This window comes from uncultured Parabacteroides sp., assembly GCF_902493135.1.
In the GTDB taxonomy this organism is placed as follows: domain Bacteria; phylum Bacteroidota; class Bacteroidia; order Bacteroidales; family Tannerellaceae; genus Parabacteroides.
Genome location: NZ_CABUOD010000013.1, coordinates 67,623 through 89,918, shown reverse-complemented (window position 1 = coordinate 89,918; position 22,296 = coordinate 67,623). Strand labels below are relative to the sequence as shown.

The following is a 22,296-nucleotide window of genomic DNA, read 5'->3' as shown; positions in this document are numbered from 1 at the left end:
TTTGCGATCAGATAAAGAATCTGATATGACTCTTAAAACATCGCCATACGATCGGTTGCCCCGGGAAGAATTAATACGATTACTGGAAGCCAGAGATAATGAATCTGACAATGCCGAGGTTTGTATATCCTCGGAAACGCCAACTATCAAACGTATTATTTCTGAAGTCCTGGTGATCCTTTTCAACGAAGAGAACAAGCCTATCGAAAAAGCAATGAACTTGTTACTGGACTATTTCGTTGCCGATTGGGGCTACGTTGCCATCTTTGAGGAAGACGGACTGACGGCCAATTTTACCTGTGAAGTGTTGAGTGAATGGACAAAGATCCCTAAAGATGACCGGAATAAGTTGACGTACGACACGATCCCGTGGATTATCGACACCGTCAAAGCCGGACACGATATCGTGCTGGGAGATATTGCCGGCCTGCCCGCCGAAGCGGATATCGACAAAATCCTGTTGACCGAACAGCAACTGAAGTCCATGCTGATCATCCCGCTTACCTTCCATAATAAAGTACAAGGCTTCATCGGTTTCGATTCGATCCGGACGAGCCGTTTCTGGACAGCTTCGGAAGTGGAGGACATGCACATCATTGCCGGTATTTTCTCTATCATAATCGAGCGTTGGCAAACCAATAACAACCTGGAAGAGTCGAGAAAACGCATCTCCAAGCTGAGCACGAAGTTTCAGCAGTTTTTCAATAATCTGCCGATCGGGGTGGAACTATACGATGCGGAAGGGAGCCTGATCGATATAAACGACGCCGACACTAAAATCTTCGGCAGCTCCCGTGAACAGTTGTTAGGAGTCAACCTGTTCGAGAATCCGGCCGTCCCTGAGAAAATCCTTAATCAGATCAAAAGAAAGAAGGCATTCAGTTTCCCGCTTGCATACGATTTCAATCGCATCCGGGATTCCCGTTACTATCGTTCCGATATTTCCGACCAGACCAAATACCTGATGGTGAAAGGAATCGGGTTGAACGACCGGGAGTTCGGCCATATCGGCTATTTGCTGATCATCTCCGACGAGACGGAAAATCAGGCCAAAGAGGAGCAGACGCAAAATAATCTGGCGATCCTCAAGGCCGTTCTCTTGTCCGGCCATTCCCTTATTGTCGAATATGATATCGAAAAGAAAGAATTGTTTGTCAATCCGCTTCTGAACGAAACGCCGGAAGATAACAAGCTTTTCAACTACTTGAGAAGTAATAAGTATATGACGCTCGAAGGCGTACAGCGGATTGTCCGTTCGGCCGATAATGTCAACCAGCTTTTCCAGGTGATAGAAGGGAAGCAGGATCATTGCAGCTTCGAATGCCGTACCGCCATCGAAAACGAAACGATCTGGATCCGTATCAACGCGCAGGCTTATAAGACGAAAGGGAGCAAGCGGCAGAACAAAATGATCTGCCATGTCACCAACATCACCGAAGAAAAGCTGTTGGAAGAGAAACTGCATCATGCGGAATACGAAACCCGGCAGTCGGAACTGGAGATACAGAAGGTACGCGAGGCGGACAAGCTGAAATCCGCCTTCCTTGCCAATATGAGCCACGAGATCCGGACACCGCTCAACGCCATTATCGGATTTTCCAATATTCTCGCCGAGACTGAAGATAAGGAAGAAAAAGAAGAGTTTGTCAAAATAATCAATAAGAACAGCGACCTGCTCCTGCGCCTGATTACCGATATCCTGGACTTTTCCAAAATAGAAGCGGGTATCTTAGATTACTCGCTTGCCGACGCCAGCCTGAAGGAGATCTTCCATGAACAGTATCAGGTGCACGCGTTGAAAATGCCCGAAGGTGTTTCCCTGATCTGCGACTTCGACGCCCTGCCGGACATCCTCGTCCATACCGATCCGAAGCGGGTCACGCAGGTGATCTCGAACCTGATCTCGAACGCTGCCAAGTTTACGGAGGAGGGAAGCATAAGGATTTCTTACCGCATCGTGGAAGGGCATGTGCTGATCGAAGTAATCGATACGGGCATCGGAATCCCGCTCCAGCATCAACTGACGATCTTCGACCGTTTCGTGAAAGTCAACTCGTTCAAGCAGGGAACGGGCTTAGGCCTGACAATCTGCAAAACCATCATCGAAGCCCTCAACGGGACAATCGGCGTCGATTCGAAGCCGGGAGAAGGCGCACGGTTCTGGTTCACGCTTCCTTACAACGGATAGCCTCTGCCTATGGAAAACCTTTCCCATGCCTATGAGAAACTTTTCTCATACGGGTGAGAAAGATTTCTCACTTGCATGAGAATCTTTTCTCACCGAATCGAGAATGCCTGTGAAAAACAAACGATTGTTTCGTAGTCTACGCCCTTTCTGATATAAACCGTATATGTGAGGAATAGATCAGTACCGGAAACTTCCGCCTCCGAGGAACTCGCGCAACAGGGAAGTACCCGGAAGCCCGACGTCGGGGATATAATTGAAGTAGCGGAGGAAACGGAGCAGACGGTACGCCTCGGCATTCTCCGGATCGCATTCGCGCACTTCGCCCAGAATCGGTTCGGCTTCCTTGCGCAGGGCGGCCAGCTCATACAACATGGCGCTGTTGAACATCGCATCCGCGTTCTCCTGGTACGGGAATATCCATTTGTCCTCGCCCCGGCGCACACTGGGCCAACGGGCGATCGTATCGCGGGCGGAATATCCGCGGAAGCGGTAATCGCGGATGATGCGGCGCAAAAGGCGGTTGTCGGTCGTCGGAATCCAGTTATGATTGTCAAGCGAGATGGAAGTCAGCACGGACACGTAGATCCGGTATTTGTAGCGATCCTCGATCATGGAGGTCAGTTCGGGGTTCAAGGCGTGGATGCCTTCTATCACCAGGACGGAGTTTTTGTGCATCTTCAGTCTCTTTCCTTTGAAAACGCGGCGGCCTGTTTCGAAGTCAAAGCTCGGCACATCGATCTCTTCGCCTGAGAGGAGTTTCTGCAATTCACTGTTGAAATAAGGCAGGTCGAGCGCATACAGCGACTCGAAGTCATATTCGCCGGATTCGTCCTTCGGCGTATCTTCACGGTTCAGGAAGTAATCGTCCAGTGAAAGTCCGACCGGATGGATCAGGTTTGTAATCAGCTGGACTTCCAGCCGTTTGCAGAAAGTCGTTTTACCCGAAGAAGACGGTCCGGAAATCAGCACCATGCGGATGCCGTTGTCGTAGCGGGCGGCAATCTCTTCCGCGATCTTGGCAACCTGCTTTTCCTGCATGGCTTCGGAGACCATAATGACTTCGGATGCCATGCCTTTCTCTATCGCCCGGTTCAGGTCTCCGACGTTGTCCAATCCGACCGTGCGTTGCAGGGTCAGGTGTTCCTTATAAACCTGAAACATTTTGTCCTGGCGGATGACCGGTTCCAATTCCGCCGGATTCGCCCTTTGAGGCACGCGCAGCAACACGCCGTCGAAATAGGGAACGAGGTCGAAATGCCGGATATAGCCGGTGGAAGGGGTCAGGCAACCATAGAAGTAATTGATGTAGCCGTCCAGTTCGTAATAGGACGTATAAGGCATACCGGCGCTTTCGATCAGGCGGGCCTTGTCGTTCATGCCTCTTTCGCGGAACAGGACGGCGGCATCGACCGTGCGGACCGTCTTCAAATGAAAAGGAAGGTCGGCGTCGATGATTTCACGCATCCGCTTCTTGATTTTGCCGATCGTCTCCTCGTCTATGTCTTTGCCGTTGTGGATGACGCAATAGTAGCCTTTCGAGATGGGATGCTCCAGGTTCAGGGTTGCCGAAGGGAGCACGTCGTTCACCGCTTTCGAGAAGATATGGCAAAGGGAACGGACGTATGTCCGCATTCCCGAAAGCCCGGAATAATCGACATATTCAATGTCTTTCGGATGCCAGCAACGGAAGGTCAGCCCTTCTGTTTTATTATTTACCTGCGCATTCATCGGGCGTAACCGGAGCGGTGCGCCGACCAGCGAATAGATGTCCAACAGCGAAGAACCCATCGGCACTTCTCTATAAGTATTGTTATTTTTGCAATAAATTGTAATAGTTTCAGACATGGTATCTCAGTTATTATTTATACTTTTGTCCCCTAAAGTTAGGAATATTAATCGGATATACATCCACTTAAACGTATTTTAAATGGACTATTCATTTTTTGATTTTCTACGCCTTATAGGTTCCTTGGGGTTGTTCCTGTATGGTATGAAGATCATGAGCGAAGGTCTGCAGAAGTTTGCGGGGGACAGTCTGCGCAGGATTCTGACGGCCATGACGACCAACAGGGTTACCGGTGTTCTTACGGGGGTCTTGATCACCGCCCTGATCCAATCATCGTCCGCCACTACAGTCATGGTGGTCAGTTTCGTAAACGCCGGCCTGCTCACCCTTACCCAATCCATCGGAGTCATAATGGGAGCCAATATCGGTACGACCGTTACCGCCTGGTTGATCTCGGCTCTCGGATTCAAGGTCGATATTGCGGCTTTCGCCCTTCCTCTACTCGCGTTCGGTATTCCGCTTTTGTTTTCCGGGAAAAGTTCACGTAAATCGATCGGAGAATTCATATTCGGTTTCTCTTTCCTCTTTATGGGACTTCAAGCCCTGAAAGCCAATGCTCCGGATCTCGGAGCCAATCCGGAGATGCTTGCCTTCGTGCAGAATTATGCCGATATGGGCTTCTTCTCTATCATCCTCTTCCTGTTTATCGGGGCTATCCTGACCATGATCGTGCAGGCTTCCGCTGCGACGATGGCTATCACGTTGATTATGTGTGCCAACGGGTGGATCGACTATCAATTGGGTGTGGCGCTCGTATTGGGCGAGAACATAGGAACGACGATCACGGCCAACCTGGCGGCTTTGACCGGTAACACGCAAGCCAGGCGGGCGGCGCTGGCGCATCTTGTCTTTAATATATTCGGCGTGATCTGGGTACTGATTCTGTTTTATCCGTTCACCAATGCCGTTTCCTGGTTCGTCACGAACGTGATGCGCATTTCCGATCCGTCGGTGGCAGTCTCTTTCAAGCTGGCGGCTTTCCATACGGCTTTCAATATCAGCAATACGTTTATCATGATCTGGTTTGTCGGGCTGATCGAGAAAACAGTCCGGTTCCTTATCAAAGGCAAGAAGGAGGAAGACGAAGAGTACCGCCTGCGCTATATTACGGGTGGTATGCTGTCGACCGCCGAACTTTCGATCTTGCAGGCACATAAGGAGATCACGTTGTTTGCCGAGCGTACCGGCCGTATGCTGGATATGGTGAAAGAGCTGTTCTACGAGAAGAACGAGGATGCTTTCCTGAAAACCTATAGCCGTGTCGAGAAATACGAAAGCATTAGCGACCGGATGGAGATAGAGATCGCCAACTATCTGACCTGCGTGGCTGAAGGCCGCTTGAGTTCGGAAGGTAAGGAAGAAATCCGCATCATGCTGCGTGCCGTATCGGAAATCGAGAGTATAGCAGACTCTTGCAATAACATGGCGCGAAGCATCAAACGCCGCAACGAGTTCAAATCGACATTCACAGACGAGCAGAACCATAATGTGGACCAGATGCTGGCACTTACGGAGAAAGCCTTGCATCGCATGATCGAGATTCTGAAGAAGTCGGAGCTTGTGCGCGACGATGTCAACCCGTCTTACAACATCGAAAACGAAATAAACAATTACCGCAACCAGTTGAAGATCCACAATGTGGAAGACATCAACAACAAGAAATACCAGTATCAGGACGGTGTCTACTACATGGATATCATTGGCGAAGCCGAAAAGTTGGGCGACTACGTGCTGAATGTGGTACAGGCGGTTATCGAGAAGAAGATATAAGGAGATATAAGAATATTTGAAACATTAAAGAACCAGGTTCGCGGATGACGCGGATCGGGCGGATCTTAACGGATAAAATAATTAAAATCCGCTTTCATCCGTTTCATCCGCGTCATCCGCGAACCTGGTTCTTTAGTGGGACATTTAGTTTCACACCTGCCAACACCGAGCTGTTCTTTTATATTGGACTTGAGTGAATCACAGCGTCACGCCGGATTTGAAGATTGCGATCTCCCTGTAGCCGTTTTTTTCGTTGTTAGTCGGGCTGCCGCTTGCGATACCGATGATAAACCGGATAAAGCATTCACAAAGTTCCTCCATGCTTTTGCCCTCCAAAAGGGAGCCGGCATTGAAGTCGATCCAGTTCGGCTTGCGGGCATATAGATTGCTGTTGGTCGAAACTTTGACCGTCGGAACAAATGTTCCGAACGGAGTTCCTCTGCCGGTCGTAAACAAAACCAGATGGCAACCGGAACCGGCAAGTGCCGTACTGGCCACGAGGTCGTTTCCGGGAGCGCTCAACAAATTCAGTCCCTTTGTCTTTAGCCGTTCACCGTAAAGCATGACATCCCGGACAGCAGAAGTTCCGGCTTTTTGCGTACAACCCAGTGATTTTTCTTCCAGGGTGGAAATGCCTCCCGCCTTATTACCCGGAGAAGGATTCTCGTAAATCGGCTGTTTGTTCTCTATAAAATAGGATTTGAAGTCGTTAATCAGATGAACGGTCTTCTCGAAGACGGCTTTCGATTCGCTCCGGTTCATCAGAATCGTCTCGGCTCCGAACATCTCCGGAACTTCCGTCAGGACAGTCGTTCCTCCTTGTGCTACCAGAAAGTCGGAAAAGACACCCAGCAACGGATTGGCCGTAATGCCGGAAAAGCCGTCCGATCCTCCGCATTTCAGTCCTACACGCAATTCACTTAAAGGAATATCCGTCCGCTGGTCGTGCGAAGCAATCGCATAGAGTTCCCGCAACAGTTCCATTCCCGTTTCCAGTTCATCGTCCACCTTCTGCGTTTCCATAAAGCGGATGCGTTCCGTATCGTAATCGCCAAGCATTTCCCGGAAAGCGCCGGCCTGATTGTTTTCACAGCCTAATCCGACAACGAGAACGGCGCCGGCATTCGGATGCAGGACCATGTCCCGCAAAATCTTCCGGGTGTTTTCATGATCGTCTCCCAGTTGGGAACAGCCATAGTTATGAGGGAATGCGACGATCGCATCGACTCCGGCGCCTTGCGTCTCCTCACGCAATTTGTCTGCCAGCCGGTGGGTGATGCCGTTGACGCAACCGACGCTCGGGATGACCCATATCTCATTCCGGATTCCCACTTCTCCGTTTTTGCGGCGATATCCTTTAAAGGAAAGCGGTTTTCCGGATGGCTGTTCCGGAATGGGCTGCGGATTGAATTCATACTCCCGTAACCCTTCCAGATTGGTCTTGATATTCTTTTCGTTCACCCAACTTCCGGCAGTGATCGTCTCGCGGGCATGTCCGATCGGAGCACCATATTTAACGATAAGGTCTTTCTCCTTAAAGTCCTGTAAGGCTACTTTGTGTCCTGCAGGGATATCCTGCAGGACGACGATCGTTTGACCGTTGATGTCCAAAGTTGTACCGGCCTGTAAATCCTTTACGGCGACAACGACATTGTCTGCCGGATTTATCTGTATATAAGTCCGCATCAGCAAATTTCTTTAACGACATTAAGCATTCCTTTTTCTTCAATGGCATCCAGGAACCCTTTTACCATACCGGTCAATCCCGGAATGCGGTTCAGGTCTTCCCCCCAAATGGAAGTCGCTGCCAATACGCCTTCGGCGACCTGTCCGGTCGAGCCGGTAGCCCAAAGGTCCTGTAGCAGTTGAAGGATTTCGGCGGAATCATTCGGCTCGGATCTTGTCCCGTCGGTACGGACATATCCCTTATAATAGGTAATAATGGCTGCCAAGCCTAACACCAGTCCTTGGGGCAACTCGCCTTTCCGTTCCAGATAGGTTTTCAAACCCGGCAGGTCGCGTGTTTCATATTTAGGGAAGGAGTTCAGCATGATGGAAACGACCGAATGGTCGACGAACGGGTTATTAAAACGCTCCATGACGTCATTGCCGAACTGCACCAGTTCTTCTTTCGGCAGATCCAATGTTTCCAGCAGTTCCCCGAACATCACCTTGCGGATATATTTTCCCAAAATATCGTGTTGGCAGGCATCCCGCACGATATTCACCCCGGAAAGCCAGGAAACGGGAGCCAAAACCGTATGAGGGCCGTTCAAAAGGGTCACCTTCCGCTGGTGGTAAGGCTCCTCGCTCGGAACAAACAGCACATTCAAGCCTGCCTTGTCTGCCGGGAACTCGTGGGCAACCGATTCGGGCGCTTCGATTACCCATAAATGGAATATCTCCGCCTGCACGACCAGATTGTCGTTATATTGCAGTTTCTCTTTGATCGAATCGATCTCTTTACGCGGGAATCCCGGAACAATACGGTCGACCAGCGTCGCATATACACCGCAACAGTCCGTAAACCAGGCTTTGAAATCTTCTCCTAATTGCCATAAATCGATATACTGGTAAATGGTTTCTTTCAGCTTATGCCCGTTCAGGAAGATCAATTCGCATGGAAAGATAATCAAGCCCTTGTCTTTGTCTCCGTTAAATGTCTTGTAGCGGTGATAAAGCAATTGTGTCAGCTTGCCCGGATAGGAAGAGGCAGGCGCGTCCTCCAACTTGCATGACGGATCGAAGGCGATTCCTGCTTCCGTCGTGTTTGAAATGACGAAACGCATCTCCGGCTGTTCCGCCAGTTGCATAAAAGCGGAAAAGTCCGCATAAGGATTCAACGCACGGCTTATCACATCGATCCGGGTAAGGCTGTCGACCTTTTCGCCTTTGTCCAACCCCTGAAGATTGACATGGTACAAGCCATCTTGTGCGTTCAACATGCCGACCATCCCCCGGTCGATGGGCTGGACTACCACGACACTGCTGTTAAAATCTACTTTCTCGTTCATTTTCTGGATAATCCAATCCACGAATGCACGGAGGAAATTGCCTTCGCCGAACTGGATGATCCGTTCCGGATACAGCATTTTGCCGGCAGTTTTTTCATTCAACTCTTTCATTTTAATCTTAATTTAAAATCTGTTCATTAATGGCAATCAGAGCCGATTATATAAATTCGGGCTCTAATTTAAAGGAAATCTCGGATTTATTTAGTATGTTTGCATAAAACTTATCCATAACTGGCAAGAACAGGCTTTATTTATACCATGAAACATTTTCTTATTAACACATCTGTTTTACTATCTATTTTAATTATGACGACATCCTGCTCACCTAAGGTCGAAATGATTCCGGCAGAGTTGGCTTATCAGGCTGAAGCGACTACCGGAGAAGGTTCTATCTGGCATCCCGAACGTCACACCTTATTCTGGGTGGATATTGAAGGGCAAACATTATACGAATATCATCCCGATACAAAAGAATGCAGTTCCTGGAAATTCGATCGTATGGTATCGACGGTGGTTCCCGAAACGGACAGTACGGTTATCATAGCCCTGCAAAATGAAATCGTACGGGTAAACCTGCATGACGGACATACCACTTCTATCGCTCCGATACCGGACGAAAACGGAAAAGTGCGCTGCAACGACGGTAAATGCGATCCTGCCGGACGTCTATGGATCGGGACGATGGGGTTCGGTGCGCCTAAAGATGCCGGGACCTTATATGCTGTTTCGCCTGCCGGAACCGTCACTGAAAAACTGGAAAAGGTCACGATCTCAAACGGGATCGTCTGGTCGTCCAATAAGAAGTTCATGTACTACAACGATACGCCGACCGGCAAAGTAGCCCGCTACCGCTACGATGCCGACAACGGAGAGATCCTGTTCGACGGTATAGCCGTTACTTTGCCCGATGGAACGGGAGCGCCCGATGGTATGGCAATCGACAGCGACGACCACCTCTGGGTTGCCCAATGGGGCGGTTATGGTGTCTATTGCTACAATCCTTACACAGGAGAGTTGCTGGCAAAAGTAGAGGTGCCGGCGCCTAATGTCGCTTCCTGCGCTTTCGGAGGTAAAAAAATGGATACGCTTTATATTACAACGGCTCGTGCAGGATTGTCCGAAGAGCAACTTCGGGAATACCCGTTAAGCGGCAGTGTATTTTGTTGCAAACCGGGGGTTAAAGGTGTAAGGGCCAACTGTTTCGGGGAATGAAATCTCCCGAAGATTATTTATCACAAATGTAAACAGCTTCTCGAAATTTATTGTTTACTTTGTAAAACATTGAAAAAGAAATATGACTAAGAATAAATCTGAAAAGAAAAGTAATAAACCGGGGAAGAAGAAAAGCAGCTCCAAAGGTGAAAACAAACGGATGAAAAAAGAGACTATGATCAATGCCATCATCAACGTTTTCAAGTCTTCTCCCAAAGAACCTTTTAACTATCGACAGATCAGCAGTCTGATAGGAGTAACCAATCAGGTGCAGAAATTGCAGGTGGTGGATATCCTGTACGATCTTTCTTCCGATAACTTCATATCCGAGATAGATCGGGGTCGCTACCGTTATAACGATTGGGGAACGACTGCTGTCGGGACCTTTATGCGCCGTCAGAATGGCAAGAACTCTTTTATTCCCGAAGATGGGGGGACGCCTATTTTCGTGGCTGAGCGAAACTCCGCACATGCGCTTAACGGCGATAAGGTAAAAATACAGCTTCATGCCAAGAGAAAAGGAGCTGATCCGGAAGGCGAGGTTATCGAGATATTAGAGAGCCAGCGACGCTCGATCACCGGAAAGCTACAGGTGACCAGAGGCTTTGCGTTTCTTATTACGGAAGACAAGACGCTCGCAAACGACATCTTTATTCCGAAAGACAAGCTGAAAGGAGGCAAGACCGGCGACAAAGCAATCGTCCGTATCACCGAATGGCCGGAAGAAGCCAAGAACCCGCTGGGTGAGGTGGTCGATATCTTGGGTGCTGCCGGTGACAACAATGCGGAGATGAACGCTATCCTGGCTGAGTTCGACCTCCCGTATAGCTATCCGGCCAACGTTGAAAAGGCTGCGGAAAGGATATCGGAAACTATCTCTGAGGAAGAAATTGCCAAACGTGAGGATTTCCGTAACATCACGACTTTTACGATCGACCCGAAAGACGCTAAGGACTTCGATGATGCCCTTTCCGCCCGTAAGCTGGAAAATGGCAATTGGGAAATAGGCGTCCATATCGCCGACGTGACCTATTACGTCAGACCGGAAAGCCTGATAGACCGGGAGGCTTTCAGTCGTGCGACATCTATTTATCTTGTGGATCGCACCATCCCGATGCTGCCGGAACGTTTGTGCAATCAGATCTGTTCGCTCCGGCCGGATGAAGAAAAACTTTGTTTTTCCGTGATTTTCGAGCTGAGTAAGAATGCCGAAGTCCGACAATCCCATATCACCCGTACCATTATCAAGAGCGACCGCCGCTTCACTTATGAAGAAGCTCAGGCTGTCATCGAGACGGGAGAAGGTGAATATAAAGAAGAAATCCAAGCGCTTAACGGCCTGGCGCAAAAACTGCGCGACCGGCGTTTCAAAGACGGGGCAATCGCTTTCGACCGTTACGAAGTCAAATTCGACATAGACGAGACCGGTAAACCGTTAGGAACTTATATCAAAGAATCGAAGGAAGCCAATAAACTGATCGAAGAATTCATGTTATTGGCAAACCGTACGGTCGCCGAGTTCGTCGGATTGAGCAAGAATAAGACAAAAAAAACGTTCGTCTATCGTATCCATGAACAGCCGGATGCTGAGAAACTAAAAGACTTTTCCGCATTCATCAGCCGCTTCGGTTATAAGATGCGTACGGAAGGGACGAAAACGGATATCTCAAAAGGGATTAACAAGCTGCTGGATAGCGTACAAGGTAAACCGGAAGAGAATCTGGTGGAGACGCTGGCCATCCGTTCCATGCAGAGAGCCCGTTATACGACGGATAATGTCGGCCACTATGGGTTGGCAATGGACTATTACACACACTTCACTTCTCCCATCCGCCGTTATCCGGATATGATGGTGCACCGTTTGCTGGAACGCTATCTGTCAGGCGGTCGCAGTGTGATAAAGAGCAAATATGAGGATTATTGTAAACATTGTTCCGATATGGAAGTGTTGGCTTCAAGTGCTGAACGCGCTTCTATCAAGTACAAGCAGGTCGAATTTATGAAGGATAAGTTGGGGCAGGTATTCGACGGAACCGTGTCTGGTGTCGCCGAATGGGGATTGTACGTGGAACTGAATGGAAACAAATGCGAAGGGCTTGTTCCGATTCGCGACCTCGATGACGACTTTTACGAGTTTGACGACAAGAACTATTGCCTGCTCGGACGTAAGACAAAGCGTATTTACCGATTAGGAGATGCCATCACGGTGAGAGTGGCACAAGCTAACCTGGAAAAGAAACAACTGGACTTTGCATTGGTCTGAACAAATGACAATTGATAATTGACAATTGGTCCGGGCCTTGGCCGGTTCGTTACATCTTAAATTGTCAATTGTCAATTGTTCATTGCCTTGCTCATTGTCAATTCCAGAAGATAAGTCCTGCCATTCCACAGGCTATCAATCCCAATCCTAAAAGAGCATAAAAGATACGGGCGCCTTTGCGTCCCAGCCACTTGACGAATGTCATGGCTCCGCTGGTCTGGAAATACCAGTCGAGATTCAGGATCGCAGCGATAATCGAGAATGCCCCTAATGCGATAAAGAGTATCAGGATAAAATATTCGGTAGGTTCCATCTTACTTCACTTCTACGGTGCGGGAACCGTCCGGGTTCTCTGTAATGGCGACTTCCACAACGTCACCCGGCAATAATTCTTCGATCTTTTCCGGCCATTCGATAAAGCAGAGAGCACCGCTATAGAAATAGTCTTCCGTGCCTATATCTTCCGCTTCACTTAGTTTGTTGATGCGGTAGAAGTCAAAATGATAGATCAGTTCACCGGTTTCGCTGCTGCGATATTCGTTGATAATGGCGAACGTTGGGCTGTTGATGACATCCTCTACGCCTAACTCTTCGCAGATAGCCTTGATAAAAGTGGTCTTCCCGGCTCCCATATCGCCCCGGAAAGCGAAAACGGTACGGTCGTCCATTTCGGCAATAAACTCTTTGGCTGCTTGACGGATCGTATCTAAACTTTCGATTTTAATTGTACGCATAACTTTAATAATTGACAATTGGCAATTGACAATAGACCATTCAGAAAGAAAGAGAATCGGTAACTGGCAACCGGCAATTGGTGTTTATGGTTGCAAAGTTAAAACAATTGTCAATTGTCGATTGCCAATTGCCAATTATTTTGCAGTTGCCGATTATTTTACTGTCATCGTGATGAAAGGAACCAGCATTTCCTCCATCGAGATACCGCCGTGTTGGAATGTGTTCTTATAATAAGAGACATAATAATTGTAGTTGTTCGGATAAGCAAAGAAATCGTTGTTCATCGCAAAGATATATTTGCTGCTCAGGTTCGGGGAAGGTAACCCCGCTTTGTCGGGAAAACGGATGTCAAAAACATCCTTCGGGTTATAATTCAAGTTCTTGCCAACCTTGTAGCGCAGGTTGGTATTTGTATTCTTATCGCCTATTACCTTCTGCGGGTTATCGACGCGGATCGTACCGTGGTCGGTCGTGACGATCACTTTATACCCTTTTCCGGCGATACGCTTGAAAAGTTCCAGCGTGCCCGAATGTTGGAACCAGGAGCGTGTCAGGCTGCGATAAGCCGCTTCGCTCTGGGCCAGTTCGCGGATCATCTTGTTTTCGGTACGGGCATGGGACAGCATGTCGACAAAGTTCAGTACCACCACATTCAACTGGTTATGGAGCAGGGAAGGGACGATATTCAGCAATTTGTCGTTATACTGCGAATCATGTACCTTATGGTAGGAGAAGGTATATTTCTTGCGGAACCGCTCGATCTGCGTCTGGATAAGCGGCGCTTCGTTCAGGTTTTTCCCTTCCTCGCTGTCCTCGTCCACCCAAAGTTCCGGAAACATCTTTTCGATCTGCAAAGGCATCAGTCCGGAGAAGATCGAGTTGCGGGCATACTGTGTGGCGGTCGGAAGGATGCTGTAGTACAGGCTCTCGTCGAACGTATAGTATTCGGCAAGCAGATCTTTTACTTCGCGCCACTGGTCAAGACGGAAATTGTCGATCAGGATGAAAAAGACTTTATCTCCGTTGTCGAGCATCGGGAATACTTTCTTTTTAAACAAATCCGGACTCATCAACGGGCGGATATCGGGATTCTGAATCCAGTCCACATACTTCTTTTTGACAAATTTGCCGAATGCACTGTTTGCCTCCTGTTTCTGCATGCGAAGCATGTCGGTCATCGGTACCTGGCTGTTTTCCAGTTCGATCTCCCAATAGACGAGCTTCTTGTACACCTCCATCCAGTCGTCGGTCGTCAGCGAGTCGTTGATCTGCATGCCGATACGCCCGAACTCCTGCTGATAGCCGACAGTCGTCGTCTCGGATATGATTACATTCTTATGGACATTCTTCTTGATAGACAAGAGCAGTTGGTTCGGATTGACCGGTTTGATCAGGTAATCGGCGATCTTGTTACCGATAGCCTGGTTCATGATGCTTTCTTCCTCGCTCTTGGTAACCATGACGACAGGGACATCGGGATTGATCGCCTTGATCTGCGCCAATGTTTCCAATCCGGTCAGCCCCGGCATATTCTCGTCCAGGAAAATAATGTCGAACGACTCTTCCTTGCAGCATTCGATGGCGTCTTGCCCGCTGATAACCGGAATCACTTCATATCCCTTGTCCTGCAGGAAAAGGATGTGGGGCTTTAACAAATCTATCTCATCGTCTGCCCAAAGCACTCTGTCTTTCTTTGCTGTCATAGTCTTGTCTTTCTTTTTTGAAGATGAACAAACGGGTTCATCCCTACAAATGTATGATATTATAACGATATACCCCTTTAATTTGTATGTTCTTCCCTCATTTTTTAGTCTCTTTTGTATTACCTTTGTATAATATAAACGAGTTAACTGTACACGTATGAGACTATCCGTATTTGCCCTGATCTGCCTGTTCCTTGCCGCATGTGCCGCACAGGAAAAAGGTCGTGAAAGAATCTCTTTCAACAAGGAATGGCGCTTTGCCCTGACTGAACCACAAACCAATGCTTCCGCACCCGGTGCGGATGACAGCGATTGGCGAGTCCTGAACCTGCCTCACGACTGGAGCATCGAGGCGGATTTCTCCCTCGATAACCCGGCGACTCCCGGAGGCGGTGCGTTGCCCGGCGGAACGGGATGGTACCGGAAACACTTCAAACTGCCGGAAAGCGACAAGGGGAAGGTCATCTATGTCGATTTCGACGGCGTTTACCGGAACAGTAAAGTCTGGCTGAACGGGCATTTGTTAGGTTTCCGCCCCAACGGGTATGTCTCGTTCCGTTATGACCTGACACCCTATCTGAATTATGGCAAGGAGGAGAATGTCTTGGTTGTCCGGGCCGATAACAGCGACCAGCCTAACTCCCGCTGGTATTCGGGTTCCGGCATTTACCGGAATGTGTGGTTGGTGAAAACCGGACAAGTCCATGTGGACAATTGGGGGACGAACATCACTACTCCGGTCATGAATGCGGACAAGAGTACGGTCGAGATTGAAACGACTTTGAAAAACGAGGCATCCGATGTGACCGTGGAAGTTTCTACCCTGATACAAGACAAGGAAGGAAAGACCCTCTACCGGATATCCTCCCCGGCCGAGATAGCCGCAGGAGGAAAGAAAATCGTTACACACACGATAGAAATGTTCTATCCGGAACTATGGAGCGTCCGGAATCCTTATCTGTACACCGCCGTAACCGAGGTGAAAGTCGGCAATAAACTGACGGACCGCTATCGAACCACATTCGGCATACGCAAGTTCGATTGGGACGAGCATACGGGATTCTCCCTGAACGGAGAACCGACCAAAATATTGGGCGTCTGCCTGCATCATGACCTGGGATGCCTCGGAAGCGCGGTCAATCCGAGGGCGCTCGAACGCCAGCTGCAAATGATGAAAGACATGGGCGCCAATGCCGTCCGCACCAGCCATAACCCCCCGGCACCCGAATTGCTCGACATCTGCGACCGGATCGGATTGCTGGTGCAGGACGAGGCTTTCGACATGTGGCGGAAACGGAAATCGCCGTACGACTATGCCCAGTATTTTGACGAATGGCATGAAAAGGACTTGACAGACCAGATCCTGCGCGACCGTAACCATCCGTCCGTCTTTATGTGGAGCATCGGAAACGAAGTGCTGGAGCAATGGCAACATGCCGATGCCGACACCCTCAGCCTCGAAGCCGCCAACCTGATCCTCAATGCAGGCCATCCGGTGGATGACAAGATCTTGTCCGATACCGCCATGAGCGTACAAGGATTGATCGCCCATTCGCTGGCGGCGATCGTCAAGCGCCTGGACAAGACACGCCCTGTCACTGCTGCCAACAACGAAGCGACGCCGGGTAACCTGATCTTCCGTTCGAATGCGTTGGATGTATTGGGGTTCAACTATCACGAAAAGAATTACGAGCCGTTCCCGCAGAACTTTCCGGGCAAGACGTTAATCGTAAGCGAGTCTACTTCCGCCCTGATGACACGCGGCTACTACCAGATGCCCTCCGATTCGATGTATGTCTGGCCGAACACCTGGCGGGATCGTTTCGACCGCCCCGAACATCTTTGCTCGGCTTATGACAACTGCCATGTGCCTTGGGGTTCGACCCACGAGGTGACTTGGCGGGAAGTCAAACGGTTGCCTTATGTTTCAGGTATGTTTATCTGGACGGGCTTCGACTATCTGGGCGAACCGACACCTTACTGGTGGCCGAGCCGTAGCAGTTTCTTCGGTATTGTCGACTTGGCAGGTATTCCGAAAGATGTCTATTATATGTACCAGAGCGAATGGACCGACACGCCGGTCCTTCATCTTTTCCCGCACTGGAACTGGGAAAAGGGAGAGACTGTCGATGTCTGGGCCTACTATAACCAGGCGGACGAAGTGGAGCTTTTCCTGAACGGCGAGAGCCTGGGTGTCAAGAGCAAGCCGGACGATGCTTTCCATGTCTGCTGGCGGGTTCCTTTTACGCCGGGTACGTTGAAAGCCGTTTCCCGCAGGGACGGCAAGGAAGTGCTTGCACGTGAAATCCGTACGGCCGGCGAACCAGCCCGGATCATGCTGATCCCCGATCGTTCCGCCTTGCACGCCGATGGCACGGATCTTTCATTCGTGACCGTGGAAATACAGGACAAAGACGGAAACTTGGTGCCGTATGCCGACAACCTGCTTCGCTTTACGGTCGAGGGGGACGGCTTTATCGCCGGGACAGATAACGGAGATCAGAATGATCCCGTCAGCCTCAAGAAACCGGAACGCCACGCTTTCTACGGAAAAGCAATGGCGGTCGTACAAAACACGGGCAAGGCTGGCGCCATCCGGTTGAAAGCTACGGCGGAAGGCCTGCCGGATGCAATCGTGGAAATAAAGGTAGGGGAATAAGAGGAACAGGGATTGGCTACATATCCTGTTATTGCGGAATCCTCTGTCACTCTATCACACTTTACCATGCGGGTTTTGATAATCATAGTGCATAGGAGTGATAGATGCCGTATTTGTCTATCACTTATCTATCACTTATGTATCACTTATGTATCACCGGTTTCCTGAAAGTCATAGTCGAAGTTTTGCAATATAAGTATGTGCTAATCAATCGGTCGGTATGTATTGCTTCCGTACACCCGGGTGTCCGGAGCGGAAACATCCGGGTGTAGCCGTCCCCTACACCCGGATGTTGAAAGTTGCAAGATGGGGATGTTTGTGAGCATTTCCGCTTGTTTCCCGTACTTTTCCTGCTTGTTTTGTGGAAAAAGCGCCTTAAGGGGACCAAAGTACTCCGGTGCAGACGCATATAGGTGTACTTAGTATAATTTAAAGAATAATGGAACTTCCGGGAGATGGTAATCAGGGATATTTATGTAAATTTGCCCGGAAATAAAGAGTTTATGGAAGTAAAGATCATCAATAAGTCACACCATCCGCTGCCCGGATACGCGACTCCGCTGTCGGCGGGAATGGACATTCGTGCAAATCTGACGGAACCGGTAGTGTTGAAACCCCTTGAACGGAAACTGATTCCGACCGGACTATATATCGCGCTGCCGGAAGGCTATGAGGCACAGATGCGTCCCCGTAGCGGCCTGGCATTGAAACATGGCATCACATTGTTGAACACGCCGGGCACTATCGATGCCGACTATCGCGGCGAGATCGGCATAATCCTGATAAATCTCTCATCCGAACCGTTTACCGTCAACGACGGGGAGCGTATTTGCCAGATGGTGATCACGACTCACAGCCAGGTCGTTTGGCAACCGGTGGAAGGGCTGGACGACACCGAACGGGGAGCCGGCGGCTTCGGTCACACGGGGAAATAATTAAAAATTAAGAATTAAGAATTAAAAAATATGGGAGGGATGCTAAAGTCTCTGATCTCGATATCTTTTCTGTTATTCCTGGTCGGGAGTTCGCAATCGTTGAGGGCGCAGGATCAGGATGCGAAGGTAGGAACAACGCCGAAGCCGAATAAAGTGAGCGCCGGAGATCAGCGGAAATTCGATTACTTCTTCTACGAAGGGCTGAACCTGAAGACTGCCGGAAAATTCGATGCCGCTTATGATGCCTTTAACCATTGTCTGGCGATCGACTCGACTGCCTCGGCCGTCTTATACGAGCTTTCTTCGTTTTATGCCCAGCTGAACCGTCCGGAGAAGTCGCTGGAGATGTTGCGGCGTGCGGTGGCTTACAGTTCCGATAATTTTACCTACCGACTGGCGTTGGCGACAATGAGCCGCAACCTCGGCATGTTCGGCGAGGCGGCGGAAGAGTATGAGAAGCTGGTGAAAGAATATCCCGGAAAACCGGAATTGAACTATTACCTGGCGGATGCGCTTACGCAGGAAGGTGAAATCGGGAAGGCGATCGATGCCTATGACGCCCTCGAATCGTCCATCGGCATGAGCGAAGCGCTTTCGATGCAGAAGTATAAGTTGTATAACGCGCTGGAGCAGACCGGTAACGCCTTCAAAGAGGTGGAAAAGCTTGCCGCCAAGTTCCCGATGGAATCCCGCTACCAGATCATTCTGGGGGATCTCCACCTGGAAAAGAACGATACGGTCAAGGCATTGAAATATTATCAGAAAGCACACGAAATCGATCCGGGAAGTCCCTATTACATTGTCTCCATGGCGAACTATTATGAAGCCGTCGGCAATAAGGACGCCGCCGAGACACAGATACGCAATGCATTGGTGAATGAGAAACTGGATGTCGATACGAAAGTCGGTATCCTGTCCCGCTATATTCTCAAACTGCAGCAGACGAAGAAGGGGACCGAGAGCGCGAATGCCCTTTTCCAGACATTGCTGGAACAGCATCCGGAAGATATCGATCTGAAACAGATGTACGGCAGCCTGCTGATTACGCAGGGAAAGACGGACGAGGCGCGTTTCCAGTTCCAGCTGATTACCGAGATGGAACCTTCGGATGCGGCTGCCTGGCAACAACTCCTGAACCTGGCGTTGAAGTCGGAAGACATTCCCGAAGTGATCCGTATCTGTACCCGTTGCCAGGAGCTTTTCCCCGATGCGCCGGAGTATTACTTCTATCTTGGGATCGCTTATTTCCAGCAAGAAAAGTACCAGGAGGCACTGGATACCTACAAGGCGGGCCTGGCGATTATCCCGGAGACGAACGTAGGGTTGAAATCCGATTTCTACGGGCAGATAGGCGATATCTACTATCAGGTCAAGAATATGCCGGAAGCCTACAAGGCGTATGACGAAGCGCTGAAATACAACGACAAGAATGTGGTTGTCCTCAATAATTACGCCTATTTCCTTTCACTGGAAAAGAAAGACCTGAAAAAGGCGGAGCGGATGAGCGCGTTGGCAGTCAAACTGGAACCGGACAATTCGACTTACCTCGATACGTATGCCTGGATATTCTTTGTGCAGGGAAACTATACGCTTGCCAAGATATACATAGAGAGTGCGCTTGCCAAGGATACGACCGAAAGCTCCGAGTTGGTGGATCATTACGGCGATATCCTCTTCATGAGCGGCGATAAGGAAAAGGCGCTTGAACAGTGGAAGAAAGCGAAGGAGATGGGAAAAGAAAGCGATGTGCTGGATCGCAAGATCGCAGAGGGAACCTATATAGAAGAGGAGGTCAAGAATGAATAAGATAAGCCTTGCCTTTGCGCTGGCCTTTTTTATCGCCCTGTCGTTCACGGGCTGTAAATCGACCAAGAAGGTCGGTACGGTCGAAGCGGGCGGAGCGAAAGCGCATAACGAGTTCTTTGCGCTTATGCAGGAGCAGGCGTTCAAGTATGAAACCCTGACTGCACGCTTGAACGTGGACTTGAATCTGCCGGGCAACAATATGAGTTCGCGTGTGGACCTGAAGATGGTAAAAGACAGTGCTTTCCAGTTGTCCGTGCAACCTTTTTTAGGCATCGAGGTTTTCCGCGCCGAGATCAGTGTGGACAGCGTAAAGGTGATCGACCGCATGAATAAGCGCTATGTGGCTGACAATTACGCCAACCTGAAAGGGCAGACGCCGATCGAGTTCAATTTCTATAATCTGCAGGCGCTTTTCACCAACCGTCTGTTCCTTCCCGGACAGCAAGGGATCAGCCCGAAGCAGTACAACCGTTTTAAGTTGAAGCAGGACGGCCCCGTGGCCGAAATACAGGTGAAGGATGTGATGGGGCTGCTGTACACCTTTATGGCGGACGGGGAGGAGAAGATTCTCTCAACCTGTATCGCCGAACCTTCGGACCGCTACGCCCTGCAATGGGACTATGCCGATTTTCGCCTGGCGGACGGACAGCCCTTCCCGATGAAGATGGATGTGCAGGTGATGAAGGATGGCGCTTCGCAAGGGGGGATCACGTTGCATTTCTCCCGTATGCAGACGGATGTCCCGGTGAAAATGGAGTTTTCCATTCCTGCCAAATATAAACGTATCACATTGGCTCAGATCATCAAATCGTTGAGTAGTAATAAAATGTAAGATGAGATACTTCTGGTTCGTCATATTCGTGCTGTCGATCGGTCCTGTTTCCGCACAGAACTCGGCAAGAGTACGCGAACTTGAAAATCAGCGTAAAGCCGCACTTGCCGAGATCGAGATGACCAGCCAGCTATTGGACGAGACGCGGCAGACGGCGCGTAACTCGCTGAACCGGCTGAACCTGCTCTCCAAACAGATCCTTTCCCGTCAACAGGTCATCAGCCTCCTGAACCAGGAGATCGGGGAAATAGACAAGCAGATCGCCGCTTCCCGCCGGGACATTTCCCAATTGGAAAGAGAGTTGGGGAATAAGCGGCAGAATTACGGGAAATCGGTTCAAAGCATATACAAACGCCGCAGTTCGCAGGATAAGTTGTTGTTTATCCTTTCCGCCGACAATTTTGCCCAGTCCCTTCGCCGTATGCGTTACCTTCGCGAGTATGCCGACTGGCAGAAGAAGCAGGCATCCGAAATTATCGATAAGCAGAAAGAGATTGCCGGCAAGCAGAAAGAACTGGAAAAGACGCGTGACGAGAAGAACGCCTTATTGGGTGTGCGCGAGGATGAAAGCCGCAAGCTCCAGACCGAGGAATCGAGCCGGAAAGAGGAGGTGCAGCAGTTGAACAAGAAACAGAAGCAGTTGCAGGCCGACCTGAAAAAGAAAAAGCAGCAGGCTGATGCCTTGAACCGCCGGATCGAAAAGCAGATAGCCGAAGAAATCGCCCGTGCCGAAGCCGAGGCCAAAGCCGCCCGCGAGCGTGCGGCTCGCGCTGAAAAGAACCGTGTGGCACGTGAAAAGGCGGCTGCCTCAGGAAAGAAAGTCCCCGAAACAAAACCGGAGACGGAGCCGGTCCGCGAGGAACGTGTCGCCGACACCAAAGGCGGGTATGCCATGACAAAGGCCGAGAAGCGCCTGTCCGATGATTTCGCAGGCAATAAGGGCCGTTTGCCTTATCCTGTGTCCGGTCGCCATACGATTGTCGCGACCTTTGGCGAACAGCAGCACCAGGAGCTGAAGTATGTCCGTACGAATAACAGCGGCATCGACATCCAGACCGCTCCGGGTACGGATGCCCGCGCCGTGTTCAATGGCGAGGTGACGCGCGTGTTCGTTGTTCCGGGATATAACAACTCGGTCATTGTCCGCCACGGTAACTATCTGACGGTCTATAGTAACCTGAGCCAGGTCTATGTGAAGGCAGGCGATAAGGTGAGTACCCGCCAGGCGATCGGAAAGATCTTTACCGATACCGAGGACGGCAATGCCACGATCCTTCATTTCCAGCTTTGGAAAGAAAAGACGAAACTGAATCCGGCGCCGTGGCTGGATTGA

The 22,296-nt window shown here is 49.9% G+C and carries 15 protein-coding genes; 9 read left to right on the top strand and 6 right to left on the bottom strand.

Annotation, left to right across the window (positions count from 1 at the left end):
* Nucleotides 1-25 precede the first annotated feature (25 nt).
* A complete protein-coding gene (locus RDN79_RS08210; protein ID WP_298553125.1) occupies nt 26-2,188 on the top strand; it encodes an ATP-binding protein in 2,163 nt (720 codons plus the stop codon).
* A gap of 177 nt (nt 2,189-2,365) precedes the next feature.
* Here the strand turns inward: RDN79_RS08210 and RDN79_RS08205 are convergent, their stop codons facing one another.
* Nucleotides 2,366-4,033 carry a nucleoside kinase gene (locus tag RDN79_RS08205; RefSeq protein ID WP_298553124.1) on the bottom strand — a complete coding sequence of 556 codons (1,668 nt, stop codon included), beginning with the start codon at nt 4,031-4,033 and terminating at the stop codon, nt 2,366-2,368.
* Nucleotides 4,034-4,115: 82 nt separating this feature from the next.
* Here RDN79_RS08205 and RDN79_RS08200 point away from each other — a divergent pair, with 82 nt between their 5' ends.
* On the top strand, nt 4,116-5,804 hold the full coding sequence (locus RDN79_RS08200) for a Na/Pi cotransporter family protein (RefSeq protein ID WP_298553123.1): 1,689 nt from the start codon (nt 4,116-4,118) through the stop codon (nt 5,802-5,804).
* A gap of 198 nt (nt 5,805-6,002) precedes the next feature.
* Here RDN79_RS08200 and RDN79_RS08195 read toward each other — a convergent pair whose 3' ends face one another.
* Together RDN79_RS08195 and RDN79_RS08190 are read right to left on the bottom strand one after the other, a co-directional pair.
* Nucleotides 6,003-7,490: a UxaA family hydrolase gene (locus tag RDN79_RS08195; protein WP_298553121.1), complete on the bottom strand. Its 1,488-nt coding sequence runs from the start codon at nt 7,488-7,490 to the stop codon at nt 6,003-6,005.
* Complete coding sequence (locus RDN79_RS08190; RefSeq protein WP_298553120.1) at nt 7,490-8,929, bottom strand: tagaturonate reductase; 1,440 nt, start codon at nt 8,927-8,929, stop codon at nt 7,490-7,492. The genes RDN79_RS08195 and RDN79_RS08190 overlap by 1 nt, the downstream gene beginning before the upstream one ends.
* 195 nt (nt 8,930-9,124) lie before the next feature.
* Here RDN79_RS08190 and RDN79_RS08185 point away from each other — a divergent pair, with 195 nt between their 5' ends.
* A complete protein-coding gene (locus RDN79_RS08185; protein WP_298553119.1) occupies nt 9,125-10,030 on the top strand; it encodes an SMP-30/gluconolactonase/LRE family protein in 906 nt (301 codons plus the stop codon).
* An 82-nt stretch (nt 10,031-10,112) separates the two neighbouring features.
* Complete coding sequence (rnr, locus tag RDN79_RS08180) at nt 10,113-12,293, top strand: ribonuclease R (protein WP_298553117.1); 2,181 nt, start codon at nt 10,113-10,115, stop codon at nt 12,291-12,293.
* Nucleotides 12,294-12,390: 97 nt separating this feature from the next.
* Here the strand turns inward: rnr and RDN79_RS08175 are convergent, their stop codons facing one another.
* From RDN79_RS08175 to RDN79_RS08165, 3 genes are all read right to left on the bottom strand, one after another.
* On the bottom strand, nt 12,391-12,606 hold the full coding sequence (locus RDN79_RS08175) for an immunity 17 family protein (protein ID WP_298553115.1): 216 nt from the start codon (nt 12,604-12,606) through the stop codon (nt 12,391-12,393).
* A 1-nt stretch (nt 12,607) separates the two neighbouring features.
* Nucleotides 12,608-13,027 (bottom strand): tRNA (adenosine(37)-N6)-threonylcarbamoyltransferase complex ATPase subunit type 1 TsaE, encoded by a 420-nt coding sequence (gene tsaE, locus RDN79_RS08170; RefSeq protein ID WP_298553113.1) that lies wholly within the window; start codon nt 13,025-13,027, stop codon nt 12,608-12,610.
* A gap of 153 nt (nt 13,028-13,180) precedes the next feature.
* On the bottom strand, nt 13,181-14,731 hold the full coding sequence (locus RDN79_RS08165) for a PglZ domain-containing protein (RefSeq protein WP_298553111.1): 1,551 nt from the start codon (nt 14,729-14,731) through the stop codon (nt 13,181-13,183).
* A 157-nt stretch (nt 14,732-14,888) separates the two neighbouring features.
* On the opposite strand from RDN79_RS08165, the gene RDN79_RS08160 reads away from it, so the two are divergent.
* From RDN79_RS08160 to RDN79_RS08140, 5 genes are all read left to right on the top strand, one after another.
* Nucleotides 14,889-17,390, top strand: a complete 2,502-nt coding sequence (locus RDN79_RS08160) for a sugar-binding domain-containing protein (protein WP_298553108.1) — start codon at nt 14,889-14,891, stop codon at nt 17,388-17,390.
* A gap of 503 nt (nt 17,391-17,893) precedes the next feature.
* Nucleotides 17,894-18,325, top strand: a complete 432-nt coding sequence (gene dut, locus RDN79_RS08155; protein WP_298553106.1) for a dUTP diphosphatase — start codon at nt 17,894-17,896, stop codon at nt 18,323-18,325.
* A gap of 30 nt (nt 18,326-18,355) precedes the next feature.
* Nucleotides 18,356-20,131, top strand: a complete 1,776-nt coding sequence (locus RDN79_RS08150) for a tetratricopeptide repeat protein (protein ID WP_374044498.1) — start codon at nt 18,356-18,358, stop codon at nt 20,129-20,131.
* Complete coding sequence (locus RDN79_RS08145; protein ID WP_298553102.1) at nt 20,124-20,963, top strand: DUF4292 domain-containing protein; 840 nt, start codon at nt 20,124-20,126, stop codon at nt 20,961-20,963. Before RDN79_RS08150 ends, RDN79_RS08145 begins: the two co-directional genes overlap by 8 nt.
* A gap of 1 nt (nt 20,964) precedes the next feature.
* A complete protein-coding gene (locus tag RDN79_RS08140; protein WP_298553100.1) occupies nt 20,965-22,296 on the top strand; it encodes a murein hydrolase activator EnvC in 1,332 nt (443 codons plus the stop codon).